At 66.1% G+C, this 24140-nt stretch carries 18 protein-coding genes and 1 pseudogene; 11 read left to right on the top strand and 8 right to left on the bottom strand.

Annotated elements, in window-relative coordinates; genetic code table 11:
• Positions 1-103: 103 nt before the first annotated feature.
• A complete protein-coding gene (locus PST29_RS32520) occupies positions 104-2548 on the top strand; it encodes a sulfite exporter TauE/SafE family protein (RefSeq protein WP_060843439.1) in 2445 nt (814 codons plus the stop codon).
• A gap of 9 nt (positions 2549-2557) precedes the next feature.
• Here PST29_RS32520 and PST29_RS14130 read toward each other — a convergent pair whose 3' ends face one another.
• Positions 2558-4645, bottom strand: coding sequence for an EAL domain-containing protein (locus PST29_RS14130; RefSeq protein ID WP_060843438.1), 2088 nt, complete (start codon positions 4643-4645; stop codon positions 2558-2560).
• A gap of 331 nt (positions 4646-4976) precedes the next feature.
• On the opposite strand from PST29_RS14130, the gene PST29_RS14125 reads away from it, so the two are divergent.
• From PST29_RS14125 to PST29_RS14105, 5 genes are all read left to right on the top strand, one after another.
• On the top strand, positions 4977-5501 hold the full coding sequence (locus PST29_RS14125; RefSeq protein WP_060843437.1) for a sigma-70 family RNA polymerase sigma factor: 525 nt from the start codon (positions 4977-4979) through the stop codon (positions 5499-5501).
• A 6-nt stretch (positions 5502-5507) separates the two neighbouring features.
• Positions 5508-6485 (top strand): FecR domain-containing protein, encoded by a 978-nt coding sequence (locus tag PST29_RS14120; RefSeq protein WP_060843436.1) that lies wholly within the window; start codon positions 5508-5510, stop codon positions 6483-6485.
• A 113-nt stretch (positions 6486-6598) separates the two neighbouring features.
• The gene (locus tag PST29_RS14115) at positions 6599-9079 is read left to right on the top strand and encodes a TonB-dependent siderophore receptor (RefSeq protein ID WP_060839046.1); all 2481 of its coding nucleotides are present in this window, start codon (positions 6599-6601) and stop codon (positions 9077-9079) included.
• Between the two features lie 83 nt (positions 9080-9162).
• Complete coding sequence (locus PST29_RS14110) at positions 9163-9666, top strand: VOC family protein (RefSeq protein ID WP_060841934.1); 504 nt, start codon at positions 9163-9165, stop codon at positions 9664-9666.
• 36 nt (positions 9667-9702) lie between these two features.
• The gene (locus PST29_RS14105) at positions 9703-10536 is read left to right on the top strand and encodes an AraC family transcriptional regulator (protein WP_060839045.1); all 834 of its coding nucleotides are present in this window, start codon (positions 9703-9705) and stop codon (positions 10534-10536) included.
• On the opposite strand, the gene PST29_RS14100 is transcribed toward PST29_RS14105, so the two are convergent.
• The 7 genes and pseudogenes from PST29_RS14100 to PST29_RS14075 form a co-directional block, all read right to left on the bottom strand.
• The gene (locus PST29_RS14100) at positions 10533-11117 is read right to left on the bottom strand and encodes a LysE family translocator (RefSeq protein WP_060843435.1); all 585 of its coding nucleotides are present in this window, start codon (positions 11115-11117) and stop codon (positions 10533-10535) included. The genes PST29_RS14105 and PST29_RS14100 overlap by 4 nt on opposite strands.
• 92 nt (positions 11118-11209) lie before the next feature.
• Positions 11210-11539, bottom strand: coding sequence for a DUF6388 family protein (locus tag PST29_RS14095; RefSeq protein ID WP_060839043.1), 330 nt, complete (start codon positions 11537-11539; stop codon positions 11210-11212).
• A 61-nt stretch (positions 11540-11600) separates the two neighbouring features.
• Positions 11601-12533, bottom strand: a complete 933-nt coding sequence (locus PST29_RS14090; RefSeq protein WP_060839042.1) for a chemotaxis protein CheV — start codon at positions 12531-12533, stop codon at positions 11601-11603.
• Between the two features lie 69 nt (positions 12534-12602).
• Positions 12603-13772, bottom strand: a complete 1170-nt coding sequence (locus tag PST29_RS14085; RefSeq protein WP_442963170.1) for a methyl-accepting chemotaxis protein — start codon at positions 13770-13772, stop codon at positions 12603-12605.
• Positions 13773-13853: 81 nt separating this feature from the next.
• Positions 13854-14168 (bottom strand): annotated as a pseudogene (locus PST29_RS32775) (PAS domain-containing protein); the annotation flags it as partial.
• 279 nt (positions 14169-14447) lie between these two features.
• Positions 14448-18896 carry a PAS domain-containing hybrid sensor histidine kinase/response regulator gene (locus tag PST29_RS14080; protein ID WP_060843433.1) on the bottom strand — a complete coding sequence of 1483 codons (4449 nt, stop codon included), beginning with the start codon at positions 18894-18896 and terminating at the stop codon, positions 14448-14450.
• A gap of 52 nt (positions 18897-18948) precedes the next feature.
• Positions 18949-20640 (bottom strand): putative bifunctional diguanylate cyclase/phosphodiesterase, encoded by a 1692-nt coding sequence (locus tag PST29_RS14075; protein WP_060843432.1) that lies wholly within the window; start codon positions 20638-20640, stop codon positions 18949-18951.
• 231 nt (positions 20641-20871) lie between these two features.
• Between PST29_RS14075 and PST29_RS14070 the strand changes: the two genes are divergently transcribed.
• The 5 genes from PST29_RS14070 to PST29_RS14050 all read left to right on the top strand — a co-directional run bounded on the left by PST29_RS14070 (position 20872) and on the right by PST29_RS14050 (position 24105).
• Positions 20872-21345, top strand: coding sequence for a GNAT family N-acetyltransferase (locus PST29_RS14070; RefSeq protein ID WP_060843431.1), 474 nt, complete (start codon positions 20872-20874; stop codon positions 21343-21345).
• A gap of 180 nt (positions 21346-21525) precedes the next feature.
• Complete coding sequence (locus PST29_RS14065; protein WP_060843430.1) at positions 21526-22071, top strand: GNAT family N-acetyltransferase; 546 nt, start codon at positions 21526-21528, stop codon at positions 22069-22071.
• Between the two features lie 113 nt (positions 22072-22184).
• Complete coding sequence (locus PST29_RS14060; protein WP_060843429.1) at positions 22185-22724, top strand: DUF3455 domain-containing protein; 540 nt, start codon at positions 22185-22187, stop codon at positions 22722-22724.
• Between the two features lie 107 nt (positions 22725-22831).
• Positions 22832-23389: a sigma-70 family RNA polymerase sigma factor gene (locus PST29_RS14055; protein WP_060843428.1), complete on the top strand. Its 558-nt coding sequence runs from the start codon at positions 22832-22834 to the stop codon at positions 23387-23389.
• Positions 23386-24105, top strand: a complete 720-nt coding sequence (locus PST29_RS14050; RefSeq protein WP_060843427.1) for an anti-sigma factor — start codon at positions 23386-23388, stop codon at positions 24103-24105. Before PST29_RS14055 ends, PST29_RS14050 begins: the two co-directional genes overlap by 4 nt.
• The last annotated feature ends 35 nt before the right edge of the window (positions 24106-24140 follow it).

The following is a 24140-nucleotide window of genomic DNA, read 5'->3' as shown; positions in this document are numbered from 1 at the left end:
ATAACGACCGCACAACAGGTCAATTCGACTCGGTTTTGCGAGCTGCGTTTTTCCGCCCAAGGGCGTAGATTGGCAGCCCTTGCCATCCCCCTACGCCACAAGGATGTCCCCGGTGCCCTCCCGTCCCAGTGCCCCGTCCGAAAAAAGCCTGTCGCGCCTGTTGCTGGAACTGCTCTGGCAATTGAGCGCCCTGCTGATCCCGATCTTCCTGGTCACCGTGCTGCCGCCGCCCCTGGCCCTGGCCGTGGTGCTGGGCTGCGCCGCCGGCATGGCCCTGGCGGCTCGCCTGGGCTGGCCCCGCACCGGCCGCGCCATGGCCCGGCTGATGATCAGCGCGGTGTTCGGCCTGGGCTTCAGCCTGGGGCGGGCATTGCCGGCGTACTGGGACATCGCCGCGGCCTTCGCCAGCATCCTGGTTGGCATGGGCACCATCAGCCACCTGGAGCGCCGCCTGGGCCTGGTCCAGGCCCCCGCGGCCAGCACCAGCGCCTGGGGCGGCAGCGAACCGCAGAGCACCCCGGAAGGCCTGCCGATCCGGGTGTTCAACCAGGGCGAGATCGCCATGGGCGGCCCCACCTATTGCGATTACCTGTTTCCGGACGGCGTGTTGCTGCAAGGACTGGGGTCGTCGGCGCGCTTCTCCAGCGATGGACGCTACTTCGCGGCGCCCTTGCCATCGCGGCAACGCTGGGGCCTGGCGATCCTCGATCGCTCGCTGCGCCGGCTGTACCGCTGCGACCACAGCGAGTTCTGGGAGCTGGACGCCTTCAGCGAAGAGCGCCTGAGCGGGCGGCACAGTCCCCTGGTGGACAACGGCTCGCGCCACGCCAGCCTGGCCACGCTGCTGGAGGGCGCCGAAGCGATCGACCTGCTGGCGGTGGCCGATCTGTGGCTGGAGCCCGGTGCCTGGGTCGACAGCCTGGCCCGGCAGTGCTTCGAGGAACAGTCCCCGGACGGACGTCACCGGCTCCAGGCGCGGATGCTCCTGCCCCGTTGCTTGCGAGACTTGCCCCAACCCCTGGAACCCCTGCGGGCACCGCCTTACCAACTGAGCCTGGACGGCCAGCCCACTGGCCTGCTGATCGGCGCCGACAGCCCCCGCTGCTGGAGCCGCGACAGCCGCTCCCTGGCCTGCAGCGCCCGCGAGGAACAACAACCCGATCTGGCCGCGACCTGGCTGTGGCAGGCAGACCACGGCTGGCGCCCGCTGCCGGCGCCCTGGGTCGCCAGCCCGGCGGAACCCTCCTTTTACCCCGGCCCCCTGCTGGAGCTGGACAGCCACTACCTGCGCCACGCGGCCTACCTGGACTGCGCCGAAGCCGACCGGGGCCGCTACGGCTATCGCCTGCACAGTATCCACAGCGACACCGAGACCGGCGTCGGCCACGACCCCGAAGGTTGCCTGCAGGTCGCGCCGCTGCCCCTGGTGCGGACGCGAGTGCGCCAGCCCCTGGACAGCGGCGGCCAGCGCGGTGACAGCCAGATCGAGTCGGAGCCGCTGCTGGACGGCCAGCGGGCGCTGTTCAGCTGGCTGGCCGACGATGAACACGGCCTGGGCGCCTACGCCTGCCGGATCGGCGACTGGCAACTGCCCGGGCGCTGGCGGCTGGACCATCGGGTTTCCGACTGCCGGCGCTACCTGGCCCTGCTGCCTGTTGCCCGGCTTCCCCTGGTCAGCGACCGGGCGGTGGTGGCCGACCTGCAACAGCGACGCCTGCTGCACAGCCCGCCGCTGCTGGCGGCGCGCCTGCTGGACCTGCGCCATGGCCAGTTGAGCCTGGCGGTGATCGTCGGCCGCCTCGACCAGGACCTGCCAAGCAGCCCCCTGCAACGCTTCAATCAGCCCGCGCCGGCACCCGACGACGCTGCCGCGTTCTGCGCCGAGCAAGACGGCTCCCAGCTGTGCTATCAACGCCAGCGCTTGCAGATCACCGAGCAGCAGCTGCTGCCGCTGGCCGACTGGCGCCTGGTGGACCGGCCCCAGGCCGCGGTGGCTGAAGGCGACTTCATCCAGCCGGCCCCCGACGGCCGGGATGCCGCGTGGCTGTTCGGCAGCGAAACCGAATACGCCGACAGCTGGCTGCGGGAAGGCAGCCCGCGCCTGGGCGGCCACTTGCTCACCGCCAGCGGCTGCGCCCTGACGGACCTGGCACCGTCGCTGATCTGGTCCGCCGATGGCCGTTACCTGGCCCTGACCCGGCTGCGCCTCGACGTCGAGGACGGCCACCGCGCCTGGCAGCTGTTGCTGCTGGACGTGCACCAGCGCAGCCTGCGCATCGCACCGCAATGGCTGCGCCACCGGCCGCTGTTGCGGCACTTCGACCACCAGGACCTGGAGTTGCGCCTGTTCGAACGGGATTGGCAGGCCGCGGACGACGCCGATCCGGGCCGCAGCCTGCGCCTGCCCCTGGCCGAGCTGCTCGCCCTGCCCGCCCAGGCCCTGGAGCCCCATCAGGGCCTGTGGCTGCTCGCCGCCGACGCGCACCTGGCCGGCGCCTGGCAGGCCCTGGCGCGCCCGGAACATCCGGCGTTTGGTCCCGCAGCCTGAAGCGCCGCCTCAGTCCTCGCGGGCGGCCAGGGCACTGTGCGCCCGCTGGCTGACAAAACCGGGGATCTGCTCCCCGGGCAGGGACTTGCTGTAGTACCAGCCCTGGATGATCAGCTCCGAGCTCGATTGCAGAAAGTCCAGTTGCTCCCGGGTTTCCACCCCTTCCACCACCACCTTGAGCTTGAGCGTCTCGCAAAAGCGCAACAGACCGTTGAGCACCTGGGCGCCCCTGGGCTCGCGCTGGGCCAGGACGAAGCTGCGGTCGATCTTGATCCCGTCCACCGGAAACTGGTGCAGGTAGCTCAAGGCGGAAAAACCGGTGCCGAAGTCATCGATGTAGACCCGCGCCCCCAGGGCGTGCAGCTTGCCGATCCATTGCTGGGTCAGCAGCGCATCGCCCACCAGCGCGTCCTCGGTGATCTCCACCGACACCTGCCCCTGGGCCCAGGCGAGAATCTCCAGCAGGCGCCGACCATGCTCCGCCGAGGCCAGGGTGGCACTGGAGATATTGATGGTGATGGGCAGTTGGAAACCGCTCTTGCTCCAGGCCAGGTGCTGGCGCACCGCCTGGGAGGCGACCCAGAAATCCACCTCGGGCATCAGCCCGGCCTGCCCCAGCCATTGCAACAGCTCCCAGGGCGACTGCACCTTGCCCTCGCCGTCCCGGGCGCGGATCAGCGCCTCGCAGCCGGTGCACAGGCCACTGCCCTTGGCCACCTGGGGCTGGTACTCCAGGTGAAAGTCGTAGCCGCTCAGTTGCTGGATCCGCGCCAGTTGCAGGGACTGCTGCGCGGCCTGTCGGTAGGCCGCCACCATCGGGTCCAGCTCGAACAGCCTGCCGCGCTCCTCCAGGCCGCGGAAGGTGGTGTCGAAGGTTTTCAGGTAGACCTGCCCGGCGCCTTCGCCCTGGCGCTGGATGCTGCGCACATAAGGCAGGTAGATCAGGGTGCCGATCCCCAGCAACAGCAGTTGCAGAAGCACCGCACCCCAATCGCCCTGGGTGCTCAGGTAGGCATTGAGCAGCACCGGCGAGGTAAAGGGCAGGCTGACCAGCGCCGGACTGACCCAGCCCAGTTGCACCACCAGCAGGGCCAGGCAGGCATTGACCATGGGCACCAGCATGAAGGGCACCAGCAGCCGCGGGTTGAGGATGATCGGCAAGCCGAACAGCAGCAGTTCGTTGACGTTGAACAGCGACAGCGCCAGGCTCGCCATGGCCAGCAGGCGCATGGAACGGCTCTTGGAAAAGCCGAGGATCGCCAGCACCAGGGCCAGGGATCCGCCGGAACCACCGATAAAGGCGAAACAGCCCAGTAGCCCGCTGTTGAGGGCATAGCGCAGAGGTTGCCCGGCGGCATGATCGGCGGCATTGAGGGCCACCGCCTGATCCATCACCTCCATCAATGGCTGCATGGCGTAGGTGCCGTGAATGCCGAAGAACCACAGCAGGGAGTTGGTCGAGGTCAGGAGAATCGCGTTGAGGTAGGGGTGATCCAGGCTGTCGATGTCGAGCGGGCGCTGGATGTAGGCAAAGTCGTGGACCTGCAACAGCAGCTGCAGCACCGCCACCAGCGCCAGGCAGGTCAGCCCTCCCGGCAGCACCATGTTGATGGTGCCCTTGAGGTTGTGCCCCACCAGGCCTTCGTCCACCAGCCGGGTCCAGCGTCGGCGGTGCAGCCAGGCCATGACCGGGACATTGACCAGGGGCGAGGCGATGGCGATGAACAGCACGAAGGTCGCCGACGCCAGCGGATAGTCCCGCAGCAGGTAGATGGCGATCACCACATGGGCCAGGCAGAGAAAGGCCACCGGCAGCTGGGGCAAGCGGTGCTGGATCGCCAGCATGTAGCCGATGGACGCCGCCACCAGCAGGGGAATGATCGAACTGATGCGGTTGTGCAGCCCGGTCAGCAGGTCCACCAGAGAGCCGGGGGCGCCCAGGGCCTGGGCGCATTGCGCGAGGATCAGGAACAGTGCCGACACCAGCAGGCAAGGCAATAGCCAGAGCAGGCCTTCGCGAATCGAGCGCAACGACTCGGCGCCCGCCAGCAACGCCAGGCGGTGGGTGAAAAACAGCTTGAACCCCAGTTGCCGCATCGGCCTCTCCCCTCTGCCAGCACACGTCCGTCCCCCGCAGACGGCCCCCGCCACGGCCGCCCGGCGTCTGGCGGCGCCGTGGGGCAAACAGGGGGTGCAGGCGAAGATACCACTGTAGAAACCCTGGTCGGCAAGCACTCGATGGCACTGCCTTGAGTGTTTTATCGCCCCGGTGGCGCCAGACTTGACCCCGACGCCGCGCCTCGGGCCCGGCTGCACCCCGGTATAACGGCGAATCAATATCATTTGCAGCGTATCAGGGGTTTTGCTTTAATCGCGAGCAATTCCCATTTGCAACGCCACCCGCCACCGGACCACGCCCTTGCCTTCCATGCCGCCCGCCAGCCCCGCTCTGGTCCACAACCTCTATGACGCCCATCACCCCTGGCTCTATGAACTGTTGCGGCGCCGCCTGAACCACGCCTGGGATGCCGCCGATCTGGCCCACGAAATCTTCGTCCGGGTACTCAAGCGCCCGCCGCAGCTGGACGGCGAGGTGCAGCAGCGCTCCTACCTGGCCACCATCGCCCGGGGCCTGTGCATCGATCACTGGCGCCGCCGCCAGCTGGAACAGGCCTGGCTGCAGGCCCTGGCGGCGCGGCCCCAGGCGTTGCAACCGTCCCCGGAGCAACGGGCGATCATCGTCGAGACCCTACACGAAGTGGACGCCATGCTCGGCCGCCTGCCCCAGCGGGTGCGCGAGGCCTTTCTGCTGGCGCAGTTGCATGGCCGTCCCTACAAGGCCATTGCCGAAGAACTGGGGGTCTCGGAGCGCATGGTGAAGAAATACCTGGCCCAGGCCCTGGTGCATTGCGCGCTGCTGGAGGCCGAACTCGACGGCCTGCTGATCGAGTAGAGCCCCATGAGCGAACACGGCGCCCAGCGCTTGAGCCACGCCAGCCTGCAACAGGCCGCGCACTGGTACGTGCAATTGCAGGACGAGGCCGTCAGCGACGAACAACGCCGCCACTGGCAGGCCTGGCTCGAACAGCACCCGGAACACCGTCGGGCCTGGGGCTACGTCGAGCGGGTCAGCCAGTGCCTGCTGCCGTTGCAGGAGGCCGGCGCCCAGCAAGCCGCCGGCCAGGCCCTGCGCGGTGGCCGGCGGGCGCCACTGGGGCGGCGCCAGGTGCTCGGCGCCTTGCTGCTGCTCGGCCTGGGCTGGGGCACCTGGCGCGGTACGCCGCTGCCCCAGGCTCTGGGTCGCTGGCGGGCCGACTACGCCACCGGCACCGGGGAGATCCGCGAGGTCCGGCTCAGCGACGGCACCCACCTCTGGCTCAATGCCCTGAGCGCGCTGGATGTGCGCTACAGCGCCCGGGAGCGACTGTTGCAACTGCACCAGGGCGAAATCCTCATCGACACCGCCAGGGATCCGCAGCGACCGCTGCGGGTGGACACCGAACACGGACGGCTGCAGGCCCTGGGCACGCGCTTCAGCGTGCGCCGGGAGGGCGCCCGCACCCTGCTCAACGTCTACGCCGGCGCGGTGCAAGTGCACAGCGCCAAGAGCGGCCGGCAGCAGCGGGTCGACGCCGGCCAGCAGCTGGCCTTCGACGCCGTCGCGCTGGGTCCGCTGCAAGGCGCCAGCGCCGCTCGCGAAGCCTGGAGTCGCGGGCTGCTACTGGCCGACAACCTGCCCCTGGCGCAACTGCTCGAAGAGTTGGGGCGCTATCGCCCGGGGCATCTGGGCTGCGACCCGGCCCTGAGTCGTTTGCCGGTCATGGGCGCCTTCCCGCTGCACGATTCCGACCAGGCCCTGGCCCTGCTGGAAGCCGCCCTGCCGGTGCGGGTCCAGCGCCTGACCGCCTGGTGGGTGACCCTTGAGCCTCGGGCCTGAACCCCGCGCCTGAACATCCGGCGAACATTTTTTAAGGTTGCGGTTCCCTTTTGCCTGTCTGGTTCGGTTAACCGGGTAACAGCACTCACATTGCCGATCCACAAGGGAACTCCATGCCAACCCCCAACCGTCCCCGCTTGCGCCCGTCCCTGCGTCCCCTGACCCTGTGCAGCGCCCTGCTGTGCCTGCCCGCCCCCTGGGCCCAGGCCACCGAAAACCCCGCCAGCCAGCAGGCGGACAGCCAGCGCCGGAGCTACGACATCGGCCCCGGCCCACTGGTCAGCGTGCTCAATCGCTTCGCCGAACAGAGCGCGGTCTTTGTCGCCGGGCACAACGACCTCGCCGCCGGCAAGCAGAGCCCGGGGCTGCGGGGCCGCTACAGCGTCGAACAAGCCCTGCAGCAGCTGCTCAAGGACAGCGGCCTGCAAGCCCAGGCCGTCAGCGGCGGGTATGTGCTGCAAGCGCTGCCGACCGCCAGCGGCCCGTTGCAGCTGGGCACCACCCAGGTGTCCGCCCAGGGCCTGGGCAGCGTCACCGAGGACAGCCGCAGCTACACCACCGGGGCCAGCGCCTCGGCCACCGGCCTCAACCTGTCGCTGCGGGAAACCCCGCAATCGGTGACGGTGATCACCCGCCAGCAACTGGACGACCAGGGCAGCAACAGCATCGCCGATGCCCTGCGCCGGGCCCCGGGGGTCAGCGTGCAGAACTACGACAGCGAACGCTGGGAGTTTTCCAGCCGCGGCCTGCCGATCACCAACTTCCAGTACGACGGGGTCAACGTCACCTACGACGGGGTCTACGACTACGGCACCACCAGCACCGACATGGCGACCTTCGACCGGGTGGAAATCATCAAGGGCGCCACCGGCCTGATGACCGGCTCCGGCGACCCCTCGGCCACCGTCAACCTGATCCGCAAGCGGCCGACCAAGGACTTCAAGGCCTCGGTTACCGGCACCCTCGGTTCCTGGGACAACTACCGCAGCGAAGGCGACATCTCCGGGCCACTGACCGAGACCGGCAACCTGCGCGGGCGCTTCGTCGGCGTCTACCAGGACCGCAGCTCGTACCTGGACCACTACCAGAACAGCAAGGACATCGCCTACGGCGTGCTGGAGGCCGACCTGACCCCCGACACCCTGCTGACGGTGGGCCTGGACCAGCAGAACACCCGCTCCCGGGGCGCCACCTGGACCGGCTTCCCGATGTACTTCAGCAACGGCTCGCGCACACACTTTTCCCGCTCGTTCAACCCGGCCACCGACTGGAGCCGTCGCGACTTCAAGAACCAGACCCTGTTCACCTCCCTGGAACAGCAACTGGCCCATGACTGGACCCTCAAGGTCAGCTACGACCACCTGCGCCGCGAGCACGACACCCTGCTGGGCTCGGCCAGCGGCGGCAACCCGGACCAGGCCAGCGGCGACGGCATGTTCATGTACATGGGCAAGTTCAAGGGCGAGCAGACCCAGGACAACCTCGACATCAACCTGCACGGCCCCTTCAGCCTGCTGGGCCGCGAACACGAGCTGATCGCCGGCTTCATGCTGATGAACGCCAAGCAGGACATCCCGGTCCACGGTTCGGTGTACCCGCCGGTGGGCGGCAGCATCTATCAGTGGCGCGGCGAATTCGCCAAGCCGGACATCCCGCAGATCGGCGACAACGACATCCTCCAGCGCCAGACCGGTGCCTACCTGGCCACCCGGCTCAAGCCCAGCGACGACCTGGCGGTGATCCTCGGCACCCGGGTCAGCGACTTCAAGGGCATCGACAACACCCGCTACTTCGAGCCCGGCCGCGCCGACGCGCGCCAGCGCTACCAGCAGACTGGAGTGGTCACGCCCTATGCCGGGCTGGTCTATGACCTCAACGACCGCTACTCGCTGTACACCAGCTACACCAGCATCTATCAGCCGCAGATGAGCAAGGACGCCGACGGCAGGATCCTCGACCCGGTGCAGGGCGACAGCTACGAAGCCGGGATCAAGGCTGAATACCTGGACGGCCGGGTCAATGCCAGCTTCGCGGTGTTTCATGTGCAGCAGGACAATGTCGCGCAACTGGTGGACGGCTGGGGCACCGATGCCGTCTACCGCCCGACCAAGGGCGCAACCACCAAGGGCTTCGAGGTCGAGGTGGCCGGCGAGCTGCTGGACGGCTGGAACCTGTCCGCCGGCTACAGCTACAACCACACCCGCGACGCCAATCACGACTACGTCTACGGCTCGGTCCTGCAAACCACCGAGCCGCAGCAGGTGGCGCGGCTGTTCAGCAGCTACCGCCTGCCCGGCGCCTGGGACCGCCTGACCCTGGGCGGCGGGGTCAACTGGCAGAGCCAATTCTTCGGCAAGGTCTACCAGCCCGACCCGAGCGACGCGGTCAACGGCGGGCATGACTCGCGCATCACCCAGGACGGCTACTTCCTGGTGGACGCCATGGCCCGCTACCAGTTCAGCCAGCACCTGAGCTCGACCCTGAACGTGAAGAACCTCTTCGACAAGAAGTACTACACCGGCATCGGCAACTTCGGCACCGGTTTCTACGGCGAGCCACGCAGCCTGCAACTGGCGACCCGCTGGGACTTCTGAGCGCGCCGATCCACGGTCGCGCTGCGCGGCAGCGGGTTGACTACGCTTGAGCCAGCGTGATCAACCCGCAGAGGACCGACACCATGCCACGTATCCAGACCATCACTCCGTGCCTGTGGTTCGACCACCAGGCACACGAGGCGGCACAGTTCTACTGCTCGGTCTTCGAACAGTCACACATCACCCACATCAGCCACTACGGCAAGGCCGGCTTCGACATTCACGGACGCCCCGAGGGCTCGGTAATGAGCGTGGCGTTCGAACTCGACGGCCAGGGTTTCACCGCCCTCAACGGTGGCCCGCTGTTCTGCTTCAACGAAGCCATCTCCCTGCAAGTGCATTGCCGCAGCCAGGCCGAGCTGGATCACTACTGGAACGCCCTGGGTTTTGGCGGCCCGCCACAGGCGCAGCGCTGCGGCTGGCTCAAGGACCGCTTCGGGCTGTCCTGGCAGATCGTGCCGCAGTGCCTCACGCCGATGATCTGCGACCCCGACCCGGCCCGTTCGCAACGGGTGATGCAGGCCCTGCTGGGGATGAAAAAACTCGATATCGCGACGCTGCAACGCGCCTTCGACGGCCAGAGCTAATACAATCGCGCCAGCTTTCGCAGACGGACAACCTCAATGAAGCCTGCCCTCACCGCCGACCAGGAACCGCAGTTCTGGCGCGACCCTGCCCTGCCGTTCATCGAAGCCCGCTCCATCGCCGATGGCCGCAAGGTCTGCTACAGCCGCCATGCCCACCAACAGTTCTCCATCGGCAGCATCACCGCGGGTGTCAGCACTTACCTCAGCGGCCACTCGCAGTGGCGGGTCAGCCGCGGCACCGTGGTGCTGATGAACCCGGGGGTGGTGCACGCCTGCAACCCGATCGACGATCAGCCCTGGTCCTATCGCATGCTGTATGTCGACACGCCCTGGCTGACCGCCCTGCAGCACGACCTGGGCTTTTGCGCCGAGCTGGGCTTTCGGCCGTTTCGCGAGACTCACAGCCGCGACCCGCAGCTGTTCGCCGAGCTGGAGCAGCTGTACCGGACCCTGGTGGCCGCCGAGGCCGAGCCCCTGCTCAAGCACAGCGCCGTGGTGAGCTTTTTCAGCGACCTGCAGCAGCGCCTGAACCCCGCCGAGGCGCCGCCCCGGGGCGACAACCGCAAACTGCAGGAAGCCGCCGACTACATCCGCCGGCATTGCACCCAGGCCCTGAGCCTGGACGACCTGTGCCAGGCGGCGCAGCTGTCACCGTCCTACCTGATCCGCGCTTTCAAGCAGCAGTTCGGCATGCCGCCCCACGCCTACCTGGTGAACCAGCGGGTGCAGTTCGCCCAGGCCCGCCTGCGCAGCGGCGCGCCGATCGCCGAGGTGGCGCTGGAGGCCGGCTTTGCCGATCAGGCGCATTTCCAGCGCGCCTTCAAACAGCACCTGGCGGCCACTCCCGGCCAGTACCGCGGCCAGCGCTAGAACAGCAGATAAGCCGCGCTGGCAGCCAGCAACGCCGCCATGCTGCGGTTGAACAGACGCACCCCCGGCGGATGACTCAGGTAGTGGCGCAGGCAGCTGCCGACATAGGCCCAGCAGGCAATCGACAGGTAGCAGATCACCAGGTACACCGCGGTAAACAGCCACACCTGGCGCAGCTCGCCGTCGGCGGCAAAGGCCCCCATGCCGGCCACGCAGGCCAGCCAGGCCTTGGGATTGAGCCACTGCATCAGCGCGCCATACCAGGCCGAAGGCGCCCGCGCCTGGTCCTGGGTGTCGAGCCGGCCATCGTCGCTGGCCAGTTTCCAGGCCATGAACAGCAGGAAGGCCACGCCAAACAGGCGAATGCCCTGGGTCAGGATCGGCCATTGGCGCAGCAGTTCGTGCAGCCCCAGGCCGATCAGCACCAGCAGCCCGACGAAGCCCAAGGTGGCTCCGGTCACATGGCGCATGCTGCTGCGGAAGCCGAAACGCGCGCCGCTGCTGAGGGCGACGATGTTCACCGGCCCCGGGGTGATGGAAGCGGCCAGGGCAAAGGCCGCCATGGAAAACACCAGGCTCATGTCTTGTTTCTCCAATCTGGGTCGGATTGACCGCCGCCCAGATTAGGGAGCCAGGATCGCGGCGTATTGAAGAAAACTGCCCTCGTCGGCCTCTAGCAGTGCAAGTGATTGAGCTGGCAATACTGGTCCCACTCCATGTCCACCATCTCGGCGATTTCCCGATGTGCCTCGAGGGTCATCCGCTTCAGTTCCTGGGGCGTGCGGGCAATGAACGACAGCGCCAGCTCCCAGTTGCCCATGCCGCGCAAGCGGGCTTCTTCGTCAAACAGCCGACTGGCGTGCTGGATCTGCAACTCGCTCAAGTCCCCGGGTTGCCAGGGGCGTCCCGAGGATGGGCCAAGCCCCAGCTGGGCCGCGAGCTCCGGACGTTCGGCGAGGTAACGCAGCAAGGCTTGCTGATAGTCGAGTTCAGACATTTGCATGACGCTCACTCCCACCATGAAGTCAATCCCGGGCACTGCCTCACTGCCCCGGGGGGCCGGCTCACGCCGGCGTCAGGCTGGCGATCCGGTCCACCACCCGCCCGGCCAGATCGTCGGGGCGGAACTTGGCGAGAAAATCATCGGCACCGACCTTCTTCACCATGGCCTGGTTGAAGGCCCCGGACAGCGAGGTATGGAGCACGATGTAGAGTTGCCTCATGCGCGGGTCGTTGCGCACTTGCGCGGTGAGGGTGTAGCCGTCCATTTCCGGCATTTCGATATCGGAGATCATCATCAGGAACTCCTCGTCCGGGCGCTTGCCCGCGTCGAGCAGGGCCTGCAGGTACTCCAGCGCCTCGCGGCCGTCCTTCAACGACACCACTTGCACCCCGACGCTCTCCAGGCAGCGGGTCACCTGCTTGCGTGCCACCGCCGAGTCGTCCACCGTCAGCACCCGCCAATGGGCCGCAGCGACCTGGGTCTGCGGCGGGATCACCCCCTGGGAGATGTCCTCGCAGACCGGCGACACCTCGGCCAGGACCTTCTCCACGTCGATGATCTCCACCATGCGCTCGCCGACCCGGGTCACCGCCGTCAGGTAGTTGTCCAGGCCGCTGCCTTTGGGTGGCGGGTGAATTTCCTCCCAGTTCAGGTTGACGATGTGCTCCACTGCACTGACCAGGAAACCCTGGGTCTTGTTGTTGTACTCGGTGATGATCACGTAGGCGTTGTCGATATCCTCGACTCCGGGCAAACCGGTGGCCAGTGCCAGATCAAGTATCGGAATGGATACACCGCGAACATTGGCCACGCCACACACCACCGAATGTGACATGGGCAGTACATTCAACTTGGGGCACTTGAGAACTTCTCTGACTTTAAAGACGTTGATGCCGTACAACTGTGACTCATTAAAACGAAACAACAATAGTTCCAGACGATTCTGCCCGGCCAACTGAGTACGGCTATTCACCGCTTCCATCACACTGGACATATGAACCCCCTGCCCTGATCTAGTTGATCAATCGGCGATTAAATGAAAGTTGCTGACTGCTGTTGGCGTTCAACTATTGAAACGGGTCACCAAGGCGTTCAGTTCGTGAGCGGTAGACTCCAGATCGCCGCCCACGGTGGACGAATGCACGGCAATCTCGGCGTTCTGATCCGAAACCCGGGCAATCTTGGTGATCTGCTCGGAGATTTCCTCAGCGACATGGGCTTGCTGCTCCGAGGCGGCGGCCATTTGCTGGCTCATCTGGTGAATGCGTTCCACCGCCGAGTTGATGCCATTCAGGGCTTCCTGGGTGCTGATCACCTGGGCTACGCCGGAACGCGCTTCGACACTGCCCTGGCGCGCCACTTCCACCGCCTGGGTGGCCACTTCCTGCAGGGTGACGATGATGCGCTGGATGCTCTGGGTCGACTCCTGGGTCTTGGAGGCCAGGGCCCGGACCTCGTCGGCCACCACCGCGAAACCGCGGCCCTGCTCACCGGCCCGGGCGGCCTCGATCGCCGCGTTGAGGGCCAGCAGATTGGTCTGCTCGGCAATGGAGCGGATCATGTTGGCCGCCTGCTGGATCGACTGGGTTTCCGCGGCCAGGCCCTCCACGGACTGGCTGACCGCATCCACGGTGTCCGCCAGCTTCTCGATCACCACCCGGGTTTTCTGGGCTTCCTCGGAGCCCACCTGGGTCAGGTTGTTGACCTGATCGGCGGCCGAGGCGGTGTCGTGGATATGCACCGACACCTCGGAAATCGACGAGGCCATCTGGTTCATCGCGGTGGCCGCCATGTCCGCTTCGTCGCGCTGCTTGCCCAGGGCGGTTTCCGCCTGCTTGGACAGACTCTGGCTGGTGGATGCCAGGGACGCCGCCTGGTTGGCGTAGTCGCCAAGCCGGCTGAGGGCGGTGCGGATTTTCGCCGATTCGCTGATCAGGATCATCTGCAACTGGGCCACCGGGCCGTGTTCGTCGGTGTAGGTGCGCGCGATCAGCTCGCTGTCGAAACTGCCCAAGGACACCGAGCTGATGCGTTGCAACATCTGCCGCGCGCGATAGAAGGCATACCCCTGTACCGCGAAATAACCGGGAACCGCCGCCCCCAGTGCCGCCCAGGGGCCACCCAGCCAATAGGCCCCGGCCGTAGCCGCGAGGGCCAGCAGCGGCGGCAAGGCAAAGCCGCAGACGCTGGCCACCCGGTAGCTCCAGGGCAAGGCCAGGTTGTCGCTGCGCATGCGTTGATAGAGGGCGCCGGCGCGTTCCACCTGTTCGCGCTCGGGCTTGACCCGCACCGACTCGTAGCCGGCAATCACGCCCTTGCTGAAGATCGGCGTGACGTAGGCGTTGACCCAGTAGTGGTCACCGTTGCTGCTGCGGTTCTTGACGATGCCCATCCAGCTCTTGCCGTCCTTGAGGTAGGACCACATGTGCGCGAACACCGCTTCGGGCATGTCCGGATGGCGCACGATATTGTGCGGGCTGCCGATCAGTTCTTCGCGGCTGAAACCACTGACCGCAACAAACTCGTCATTGCAGTAAGTGATCTTGCCGTGAACATCAGTGGCGGAAATCAGCCGCTGTTCGGCGGGAAACACCAGCTCGCGCTGGGTCACAGGAAGATTGTTTCTCATCTAAAGAGCCTCGCAGGAAAGTGTTCATTTTCCATTCGGTATCAAATAAAGATTTCCGCATCCTGCGATGACTCGAAGACTTCCTCTGCCGACTTGCAGAACTTTTCAGAGCCAAGTGGATTATTGCAAATGGCCATTATCAATCCAGTCGAGGCAAGTCTAGATTCCGGCGTCAAAAAAAGTGTGAAAATTTCATAAAGCCATTCAACTTAGAGGGCAAAAAATCAAAGATTTTCTGATGTAAATCAACAATTGAAGCCAGAATAGAAAGCTAGCTTTCTAGTTGTTGAGAAGCATTCTTTCCAAAACACTTTGCGCCCGCACAAACTCCATCCGCTGAACATGGGCCACGAACTCGTCGAACGTCGTTCTATCGACCGGCAACGCATGTTGCGCCAGGGCTTCAGTGAGCGTCAGGGCCTGCAAGTTGCTCTGCCGCAACAGCGGCAGAATCTCCTGCAGGGCGCTCTGGAAAAGCGCCAGGTGCAAAATGTCTTGAGAGGCGCGGGCCATCTCCGGTGAAGCACGGCCGAACTCCACCTGCAAGCTCGCCAACGTGCTGGCCAGCAACCGTTGCAGTTCATCCAGATGGCCCTCGGTGAGGGTCAGCTGCAGCGCCGCGCCGTCTCGCAGGGGCTGTTCCAGCTCTGCGCAGTAGAGCGCGAACCCGCGTCCCCCGAGGTTGCCGGCAGCGCCCTTGAGGGTATGCAGCAGGTAGCAGGCGTCCTTGGCGTTGTCCTGGACAAGACTCTGGCGCAGCCGTTCGAGCAGTTCTCCCAGCGTGGCCTCCGAGCCCTCGAGCACCTGCTTGAGCAAGTCACGGTTACCGCCGAAGCGTTCGAGAATCAGCGTCGGATCCTCGAGCAGGCCGGTGTCCGTGGAGGGCTCGGCAACCTGCGCGGCCCGCACCGCACCACCGGTCCAGAACAACAGGCTGTTGACCAACTGCGGCAGGTTGATCGGTTTGCCGACGTGGTCATCCATGCCCGCGGCCAGGCAGCTCTGGCGGTCGGCCTGGGAGGCATTGGCGGTCATGGCAATGATCGGCAGGCGGGCAAAGCGCGCATCGGCGCGGATCCGCCGGGTGGCTTCATAACCATCGATATCAGGCATCTGGATGTCCATCAGCACCGCCGAAAAGGGCTCTTGGGCATCAAGGGCCATCTGCACCCCCTGCAGCCCGCCGTCGGCCAACTGCACCTGGGCCCCTTCCAGGGTCAGCAGTTCCCGGGCGATCTGCCGGTTCAGGGCGTTGTCTTCCACCACCAGCAACCGCAGGCCACTAAGGGTCGAGCGCCGTACGGGCGTCTTGGCCGGCGGGTCATCGAGGGCGGCAGTGCGCTCGGCCAGCAGCGCCTGCGCCAGTTGCCGGGGGGTAAAGGGCTTGCTCAGGTAGTGGGCAAAGGGCGCCTCGGCACAGTCCAGCCGGACCAGCAGCGCCGTGGCATCGTGGTGACTGAGCATCACCACTGTCGGCGGTGCTTCAAGTCTCATGTCCTTGATCAGTTGGGCGGCGTGCAGGCCGTCCATGCCCGGCATCAGCCAATCCAGCAGGACCAGATCGAACGCCTCGCCCCGGGCCGCAGCGGCATCCACGACGAGCAAGGCCTGAGCGCCGCTGGCGGCGTGTTCGACGCTCCAGCCGAAGTTGCGCAAGGTGCGCACATTCAGCGCCAGCGCCAGGGGGTGGTCATCCACCACCAGTACCCGCAGGGCCTTGCCGCCCAAGGGCAGGGTTTCGGCGACACAGGCGCCGTCCAGCCCCAGCTCCAGTTCGAAGCTGAAACAGCTGCCGGCGCCAAGCTGGCTGCGCACCTGCAACTGCCCGCCCATCAGCCGCACCAGGTGCTTGCAGATCGCCAGCCCCAGGCCGGTGCCGCCAAAACGCCGGGTGGTCGAGGCCTCGGCCTGATGGAAGCCTTCGAAAATCACCTGCAGGTGTTCGGCGCTGATGCCTATGCCGCTGTCACTCACCGCCACTTGCAAACGCACGCTGTGCTCGCGCTGTTCAAGCAGCTTCAGGGCCACCACCACCTGGCCCTGGGCGGTGAACTTCAGGGCATTGCCCGCCAGGTTGATCAGCACCTGCTGCAGGCGCAGGCTGTCGCCCACCAGGTTCAGCGGCAACTGCGGGTCGAGATCGAAGATCAGCTCGATATCGCCCACGCCCTGGTTGCCGGCCAGCACCACCGCCAGATCGCGCAGCAGCTGGTCGAGGTCGAAGGCGTGTTCCTCCAGCTGCAACTTGCCGGCCTCGATCTTCGAGTAGTCGAGAATGTCGTTGAGCAGCCCCAGCAGCGACTTGGCGGCGGTCTGCGCCTTGGTCGCGTAGTCCAGCTGGCGCGGCTCCAGGCCGGCCAGCTGCAGCAGTTGCAGCATGCCCAGCACGGCGTTCATCGGCGTACGGATCTCATGGCTCATGTTGGCCAGGAACGAAGACTTGGCCTGGCTCGCGGCATCCGCCTGCTCCTTGGCGTAGAGCAACTGGGACTGCAGTTCGCGCTGGGCGGTGATGTCCAGGTTGATCCCGGTCACCCGCAGCGCCTTGCCATCGGCGTTGCGCTCCACATAGGCCCCGGACTGGATGAAACGCACCTGCCCGCTGGGACTGACCACGCGAAAGATCGGATCGTAGATACCCTGGCCCGCCACCGCCTCTTCCAGCTTGCGTTGGGTCAGCTCCCGGTCCTCCGGGTGCACCCGGGCCAGCCAGTGCTCATAGTTCAAACCGTTGCCCCGCAGTTCCAGCGGCTGCTCGTAGAGCTCGAACATGCGCTCGTTCCAGTCCAGCGAGTGGTCATCGAGGTTCCAGGACCAGATCCCCAGCCTGGCCACTTCGGCGGCCATCAACAGTTGGTCGCGGGCGGCAGCCAGGGTCTTTTCCGCGGCCTTGCGCTCGGTGATGTCCACTGCGATGCCCAGGTAGCCGGTCAGTTGCCCGCCTTCATCACGCAAGGCACTGACCACCAGGGTCGCGGCGAAGTGCGAACCGTCCTTGCGCACCATGGTCCATTCGCGGGTTTGCGCCCCTTCGGTTTCCGACTGCTGGACGAACACGCGAAAGCCTTCGATGGGACGCTGATGCTGGGCACTGAGTTCGATGCCGCGCTGGCGGACCTCTTCCGGCAGGTGGATCACCTCCGGGGTGTGCAGCCCCACCAGCTCCTCGGCCAGGTAGCCCGACAGGCGCTCGGCGCCGCGATTGAACACACGGATGATGCCGTCGCGGTCGGTGGCGATGATCGCCACCTCCGAGGCCGAGCGCAGCACGCTGGAGAGCAGCAGGTTGATCTGCCCCAGTTCGGCGGTGCGCGCCGCCACCTGGTCCTCCAGGCTGGCGTTGAGCTCCAGAATCCGCGCCTCGGCGGCTTTCTGCGCGGTGATGTCACGGACCGTCTTCGAGGCGCCGATGACCTGACCGCGCTCATTGAGAATCGGCGAAGCGTTGATCGATACCTCCACCCGGCTGCCGTCCCGACGCAGGCGTTGGGTATCGAAGCTGTGCACCCGTTCGCCATTGCGCAGCTTGCGCAGGATCTGCTGTTCTTCCTGCGCCAGCTCCGGCGGCACGATCAGTTCCAGGATCAAGCGCCCCCGCGCCTGTTCGGCGCTATAGCCGAAAATCTCTTCGGCACCGCGGTTCCAGCTGGTGACGCGCCCTTCCAGGGTCTTGCCGATGATGCCGTCGGTGGAGCTCTCGACGATGGCCGCGAGCCGGGTCTGGTCACGGCGCAAGCGGTTCTGCCGGTTGACCCCCAGGGCGATGATGGTGCCCACCACCACGAGAAACAGGGTCAACAGGCCACCGACCCACAGGACCCAGGCCAACGAGGTCTGATGCAGCGGCTCGACGAACCCCGGCCCCACGCTGAACTCGAAGGCCCAGCGCCGCCCGAACACCTGTTCCTCACGGGTCCGCAAGGCCAGCGTGTCCTGCAACGGCTGGGTCGAGCTGGCAAAAAAACTGCCGGCGTCGGCGTCATCGGTGATGTCGCGCAACACCAGGCGCTGGCTGGCAGGATCGAACGACAGATCCTTGAGCACCTGGTTCATCACCAGGGGCGCAAAGGTCCAGCCAAGGAGCAGGGCCTCACGCTCCTGCGGCGAGGGCGGCACTTCGGCGCTGCGGTATACCGGCAACAGGAACAGCAACGAGCCCATCACCACGCCGGGCTCCTGGCGCAGCGACAAGGGCCCGGTCAGCCGCGGCTCGCCACTGCGCATCGCGGCCACCGCGGCCGCCCGGCGCACCGGCTCCGACGCCAGGTCCAGGCCCAGGGCCGACTGGTTCGGCGCCAGCGGTTCGATGTACTGCACCACGTAACGATCACCGTGGTGGGGCTGCCATTGCTGCAGGTGAAAGCCTGGCGCGCCGTCGAGTTGCGCCGCGGCCAGGAACGAGCTCTCCTGCGCCTCGGGCACACGCCGGACAAAGCCGAAACCGTGGGCGCCGAAAAACTCCCTGTGCAAGTCCCGACCCTGGCTATAGCGATAGAAGATCTCCCGGCTCACGCCATCTGCACCGGCCGTGACAATCACCCCGCGGGCGCCGCGCAAGCCGTACTGGTACAAGGTCATGCGCTCCAGCACATGGTGCGCGGCGTCCTCGGCGGCCCGCGACACCGCCTGTTCCAGCTGATGGGCGTTGACCCGTGCCACCAGCCAGTAAACCGCGGCGGTGGCGCTGCTACCCAGGACACTGATCAGCGCCAGGTAGACAAATCCCATTTGCACAGTGCGTCCAGGCTTCACGGGCGATCCTCGTCGGGGCCGGCAGGGTTCAGGGCAGCGCCGGCAGGCGGCCCGCGGCCAGGTACTCACTCATGTTGGGGTACGACAGCGGACGGCAGTACAGAAAGCCCTGCATCACGTGGCAGCCCTGGGCGGACAGGGCCCGGGCCTGTTCCTCGGTCTCCACGCCCTCGGCGACCAGCTGCAGGCCCAGGGCCAGCCCCAGCTGGATGATGGCCCGGGTAATCGCCGCGTCACTGGGATCGCTGACCATGTCCCGCACGAAACTCTGGTCGATCTTCAGCACATCGATGGGCAAGCGCTTGAGGTAGGCCAGGCTGGAATAGCCCGTGCCGAAATCATCAATGGCGATGCTCACCCCCAGGGCCTTCAGGTCGCTGAGCAAGTCGCAGCTGTGCTCGCCGTCCACCAGCGCCAGCACCCCTTCGGTGATTTCCAGTTCCAGGGTCCGGGGTTCGATGGCGCTTTCCGCGAGCGCCTGCTTGACCAGATCGAGAAACTGCGGATCGGAAAACTGCAGCGGCGAGATGTTCACGCTGACGCTGATGGCATGCCCCTGTTCGTTCCATTGGCGGATCGCCCGACACGCCTGGCGCAGCACCCAGCGCCCCAGGGGCACGATCAGCCCGCAATCCTCGGCCAGGGGAATGAACTCGGCGGGGGAAATCATCCTGCCGTGCTCGTCGCGCAAACGCAGCAGGGCTTCGACGCCAACCACCCGCTGCAGGCGCAGATCGACCTTGGCCTGATAGAACACCTCGAAGCGCTCCTGCTCCAGCGCGGTGCGCATCTCCTGTTCCAACTGATGCCGGGCACGGACCCGCTGATGGGTCGGGTGGTCGAAGAAGCGGTACTGCCCGCGCCCCGCCTGCTTGGCCTGATGCGCCGCGGCGTCGGCGTGCTGCAGCAGGGACTCGGCGTCCAGGCTGTCATCGGGATAGACACTGATGCCGATGCTGGCGGTCAGGTCATAGCGCGACGAGCCGATCACCAGCGGCTGGGCGATGGTCTGCATGACCCGCTCGGCGCATTCGCTCAAGTCGTCCACGGTGTTCAGCTCGGGCACCAACAGCATGAACTCATCGCCGCCCTGGCGGCTCAGGGTGTCGGTCAGGCGGCAGCAATGGCGCAGGCGCAGGGCGATTTCCTGCAGCACCGCGTCGCCTTCGCGATGGCTGCTGGTGTCATTGATGACCTTGAAGTGGTCGATATCGATCGACAGCAAGCCGACCAGCCCCTGGCCCGCGGCGGCCTGGCGAATGGCCTGTTCCGTGCGGTCGTGCAGCAATTGACGGTTGGGCAACTGGGTCAGGGGGTCGTAGTTGGCCAGGCGCCGGGACTCTTCGCCCAGCTTGATATGGGCTTCGACCCGCGCCCGGGCAATGGGTACATTGATCGGTTTTTGCAGAAAATCGGCGCCGCCCAGGCGCAATGCGCGCAATTCGTGCTCGGTCTGGCGGTGCGAGGTGACGAAGATCACCGAGGCCTGGCACAGCCGCGGGTCGGACTTGATCAGCTCGCACACCGAGTAGCCGTCCATGTCGGGCATTTCGATGTCCAGCAGGACAATGTCCGGGTGGCATTGGCGGGCCACTTCCAGGGCCTGGCTTCCCTGGGTGGCGACATAGACCTCGCCCAGGTCCTGAAGCGCCTGACCGAGTATCCGCAGGTCATTGACCTGATCGTCCACGATCAGAATGATCGGCTTGTGATTGAGCATCGCGCTGGTCCCTCTGCCCGATTCTCCGAGATGAATATCCTCCCCCGGCCAGAGAATCCTAGACCAAGATCCATGAGCACAATGCCACTACCTTGGTATAGGCCTGCAAGCCAGCATTTTAACGGTTCAAGCCAATGGGACGCAGTTGCACATACCCTGTCCACGCCCCGGACCCCGGCGCTGCCGGCGTCCCACAACGCCCCGGACCGACCGGAGCTGGAGTGACCGTTGATGGAACACCTTGAACTGCGCCCGGCCGCTCGCGACGACTGGCCCTGCCTGGAAAACCTCATGCAGTTCTATCTCTATGAGCTGAGCCGGTGGCTGCCCATCAAACTGGCGGCCCAGGGGCTGTATGCCCTGCAGTCCCTGGACGACTATTGGCGCCACCCGGCCACCCATCCCTGGCTGATCCTGGTGGGGGGAGAGCTGGCGGGCTTTGCCGTCGTCGACCAGCAACGCTGCGACAGCGATGCCCGCCACAATCTCGGCTACCTGTTCATTGCCCGACGGTTCCGGCGCCTGGGCGTCGGCCGGCAGGTGGCGCAACAGCTGTTCGAGCAGCACAAGGGGCCCTGGCAGGTGATGCACTTCGAGGCCAACCTGCCCGCCCGGGATTTCTGGCAGGCCATGCTGGCGGAGCAAACCCCGACCTCGATCGTCGCCCAGGGCTATCCCGCCAGCCTGTACCGTTGGCCGGGCTGACGCCGCACCGGCACCCGCGCCGGGTTGCCCAGGCTGCGCCGGCGCGCGGCTTCCGGCACCGCGCCCTGACGACAATGGCAACGTCCGCGCCGATCACCTACCTTCTCCGGGACCACCCGCACAGGCCCGCCCCCCCGCCGCCTGGTGCTCCACCTGCGCTTGATGCATAGAGCCTCGTCCATGTCATCGTCCACCACCCGCACCACACGCCTGCTGTTACGCCCGCCGACCCTGGCCGACCTGCCGCAGGCCTGCGCCATCCACGGCGACCCGCAGACCCACCGCTTCAACCCCAGCGGCCCCGACAGCGCCGAAGCCACCAGCGACCGGCTGCACAGCTGGATTGCCCATTGGCAGCAGTACGGCTTTGGCTACTGGGCCATCGCCCGGCTGGACGCACCGCAGCAGCTCATCGGCTTTGGCGGACTCATGCGGGCGCACTTCGGGCAGGAGGCCGGACTGAACCTGTACTTTCGCTTCACCCCCCAAGCCTGGGGCCAGGGTTTCGCCAACGAGATGGCCCAGGCGGCCCTGCAACTGGCCTTCGGCGAACTGCTGGCGCCCCGGGTCACCGGCCTGGTACGGCCCGACAACCTGCCGTCCCGGCGGGCCCTGGAACGCCTGGGAATGACCCTGGACGGCGAGCTGGAGGATTTTCCCGGGCAGCCACCGAGCCTGCTGTACCGGCTCAACGCCGAGGATCACCGGATGATCCGCAGCGGATGAGTGTTGGCTGCGCGGAATATTTTTTCTCGGCGCTGCATCCAGATACGTCGCTCAGGGGTAGTACCCATAGCAGTCCTGAAAACTGCCGAACCGATCCCCAATGGAGAGCCACCATGCACGCCAGACAACGTCTTCTCTGCCTCAGCGCAACCCTGACCATCGCCTGCCTGGGCGCCCTGCCTGTGGCCCAGGCGCAGAGCGCATTGCCCGACAGCATTAAGGTGCCAGAGGGCCACAAAGTTGCCCTGGAAACCGTGGGCACCGGTGAAATCACCTACGAATGCCGGGACAAGGCCAACGCACCGGGCGAGACCGAGTGGTTCTTCGTCGGTCCCAAGGCGGTGCTCAGCGATCGCGGCGGCAAAGTGCTGGGTGACTACTTCGGCCCACCGGCCACCTGGCAGGCCAAGGACGGCTCGAAGATCACCGGGACCCAGGTCGCCGTGGCGCCGTCCAGCCCCGGCAACCTGCCCTATCAACTGGTCAAGGCCAATCCGGCCGAAGGCAAGGGGCTGATGAGCGGCGTCAGCTACATTCAGCGAGTGGCCCTCAAGGGCGGCGTGGCCCCCGGCAGCGCTTGCACCGCGGCCAACAAGGGCACCCGCGAAACAGTGAAATACCAGGCGGACTACATCTTCTGGGCGGCCCGCTGACTCGCCCCGCAAGATGCCAGTACCGGCACCGGCAACTGGTCTACGCTGCTGACAGCCACCGCGCCGCCAGGGTGGCGGTGGCTGTCATCTGTCGCAGGTAAACGCCCTTGTCTCTACCCGAATCCCTGTTTGACCACGCAGGCTGTATCGCCGCTTGTGCCCGAGGCGAGCGCCAGGCCCTGGAGGCCCTCTATCACGAGGAAGGGCCGCGACTGCTTGGCGTCGCCAGACGCCTGGTACGCGACACGGCCCTGGCTGAAGACATCCTGCACGACGCCTTCATTCGAATCTGGCAAGGCGCAAGCGGTTTCGACCCGGAACGGGGCAGTGCCCGCGGCTGGATGTTCAGCATCACCCGGCATCTGGCGCTGAATTTCCTGCGGCGCCATGGCCGTGAGGTGCCCATTGATGAACCCTATCCCGAATACCCCCAAGCCCTTGATGTGCTGGCCATGAACACGGCGCCAGCCACCGCGCTGGCTGATGCCGGACGTCTTGAGCATTGCCTGGGGCAACTGCCCTCGCAACGCCGCGAGTGTCTCCTGCAGGCCTATCTGGACGGTTATTCACACGGGGAGATTGCCGCCAGGATGGCCACCCCGCTGGGGACGGTCAAAGCCTGGATCAAACGCAGCCTCAGTGCTTTACGGGAGTGCCTGGGATGAAGATCGCTCCACGGGACGACAGCGATCCCGCGCTCCAGGCACTGGCCAGTGAATATGTCCTGGGCACCCTGGACGCCGAACAACGGCGCCTGCTCGAACAGCGCCTGCCCCATGACCCCGCCTTGCGTAACGCCGTGCACAGCTGGGAACAACGCCTGCATCCACTCACCGCTTTGGCCGCTCCCGTCACGCCGTGGCCCCGGCTCTGGCGGCGTATAGAACGCAGCCTGGAGCAACTGGCTGAACCTGGGCCGGTTTCGGCTTCCGGCAACCCCGGGCGCTTCAACTCCCTGGCGCTATGGCGCGGACTGGCCGCTGCCGGCCTGGCCGCCAGTGTCCTGTTGGCCAGCCTGCTGATGCTGCGCCCCCCTGCCCCGCCCGGTTACCTGGTGGTGCTGGTCGCCCCTCAGGACAAATCACCCGGTTGGGTGGTGCAGGCCAATGACACCCGGGAGTTGCAGTTGATTCCACTGGGCAGCATCGAGGTTCCGGCGGACAAGGCCCTGGAGTTCTGGACCAAGGCCGACGATTGGCAGGGCCCGGTGTCTCTAGGACTGGTCAAGCCCGGTCAGCCGCTGCGTGTGCCGCTTGATCACCTGCCGCCCCTGCAAACCAATCAGTTGTTCGAATTGACCCTGGAGGACCGCCAAGGCTCGGCGCTAGGAAGGCCCAGCGGCCCGGTGCAGTTCATTGGGCGCGCGGTAAAAACCCTGTAGCCAGGGTCAATCCCGTCTCGCCCCGGCGTGGCCAC

The organism is Pseudomonas sp. St29 (assembly GCF_001547915.1).
GTDB lineage: Bacteria > Pseudomonadota > Gammaproteobacteria > Pseudomonadales > Pseudomonadaceae > Aquipseudomonas.
The sequence above is the reverse complement of the archived record's forward strand: the minus strand, read 5'-3'. Positions and strand labels throughout refer to the sequence as shown.

Bases quoted from the DNA above. Each gene is read 5' to 3' on its own strand.
- PST29_RS32520 (WP_060843439.1), top strand. From the start codon at position 104: ATGTCCCCGGTGCCCTCCCGTCCCAGTGCCCCGTCCGAAAAAAGCCTG.
- PST29_RS14130 (WP_060843438.1), bottom strand. From the start codon at position 4,645: ATGCGGCAACTGGGGTTCAAGCTGTTTTTCACCCACCGCCTGGCGTTG.
- PST29_RS14125 (WP_060843437.1), top strand. From the start codon at position 4,977: ATGCCGCCCGCCAGCCCCGCTCTGGTCCACAACCTCTATGACGCCCAT.
- PST29_RS14120 (WP_060843436.1), top strand. From the start codon at position 5,508: ATGAGCGAACACGGCGCCCAGCGCTTGAGCCACGCCAGCCTGCAACAG.
- PST29_RS14115 (WP_060839046.1), top strand. From the start codon at position 6,599: ATGCCAACCCCCAACCGTCCCCGCTTGCGCCCGTCCCTGCGTCCCCTG.
- PST29_RS14110 (WP_060841934.1), top strand. From the start codon at position 9,163: ATGCCACGTATCCAGACCATCACTCCGTGCCTGTGGTTCGACCACCAG.
- PST29_RS14105 (WP_060839045.1), top strand. From the start codon at position 9,703: ATGAAGCCTGCCCTCACCGCCGACCAGGAACCGCAGTTCTGGCGCGAC.
- PST29_RS14100 (WP_060843435.1), bottom strand. From the start codon at position 11,117: ATGAGCCTGGTGTTTTCCATGGCGGCCTTTGCCCTGGCCGCTTCCATC.
- PST29_RS14095 (WP_060839043.1), bottom strand. From the start codon at position 11,539: ATGCAAATGTCTGAACTCGACTATCAGCAAGCCTTGCTGCGTTACCTC.
- PST29_RS14090 (WP_060839042.1), bottom strand. From the start codon at position 12,533: ATGTCCAGTGTGATGGAAGCGGTGAATAGCCGTACTCAGTTGGCCGGG.
- PST29_RS14085 (WP_442963170.1), bottom strand. From the start codon at position 13,772: ATGCGCAGCGACAACCTGGCCTTGCCCTGGAGCTACCGGGTGGCCAGC.
- PST29_RS14080 (WP_060843433.1), bottom strand. From the start codon at position 18,896: ATGGGATTTGTCTACCTGGCGCTGATCAGTGTCCTGGGTAGCAGCGCC.
- PST29_RS14075 (WP_060843432.1), bottom strand. From the start codon at position 20,640: ATGCTCAATCACAAGCCGATCATTCTGATCGTGGACGATCAGGTCAAT.
- PST29_RS14070 (WP_060843431.1), top strand. From the start codon at position 20,872: ATGGAACACCTTGAACTGCGCCCGGCCGCTCGCGACGACTGGCCCTGC.
- PST29_RS14065 (WP_060843430.1), top strand. From the start codon at position 21,526: ATGTCATCGTCCACCACCCGCACCACACGCCTGCTGTTACGCCCGCCG.
- PST29_RS14060 (WP_060843429.1), top strand. From the start codon at position 22,185: ATGCACGCCAGACAACGTCTTCTCTGCCTCAGCGCAACCCTGACCATC.
- PST29_RS14050 (WP_060843427.1), top strand. From the start codon at position 23,386: ATGAAGATCGCTCCACGGGACGACAGCGATCCCGCGCTCCAGGCACTG.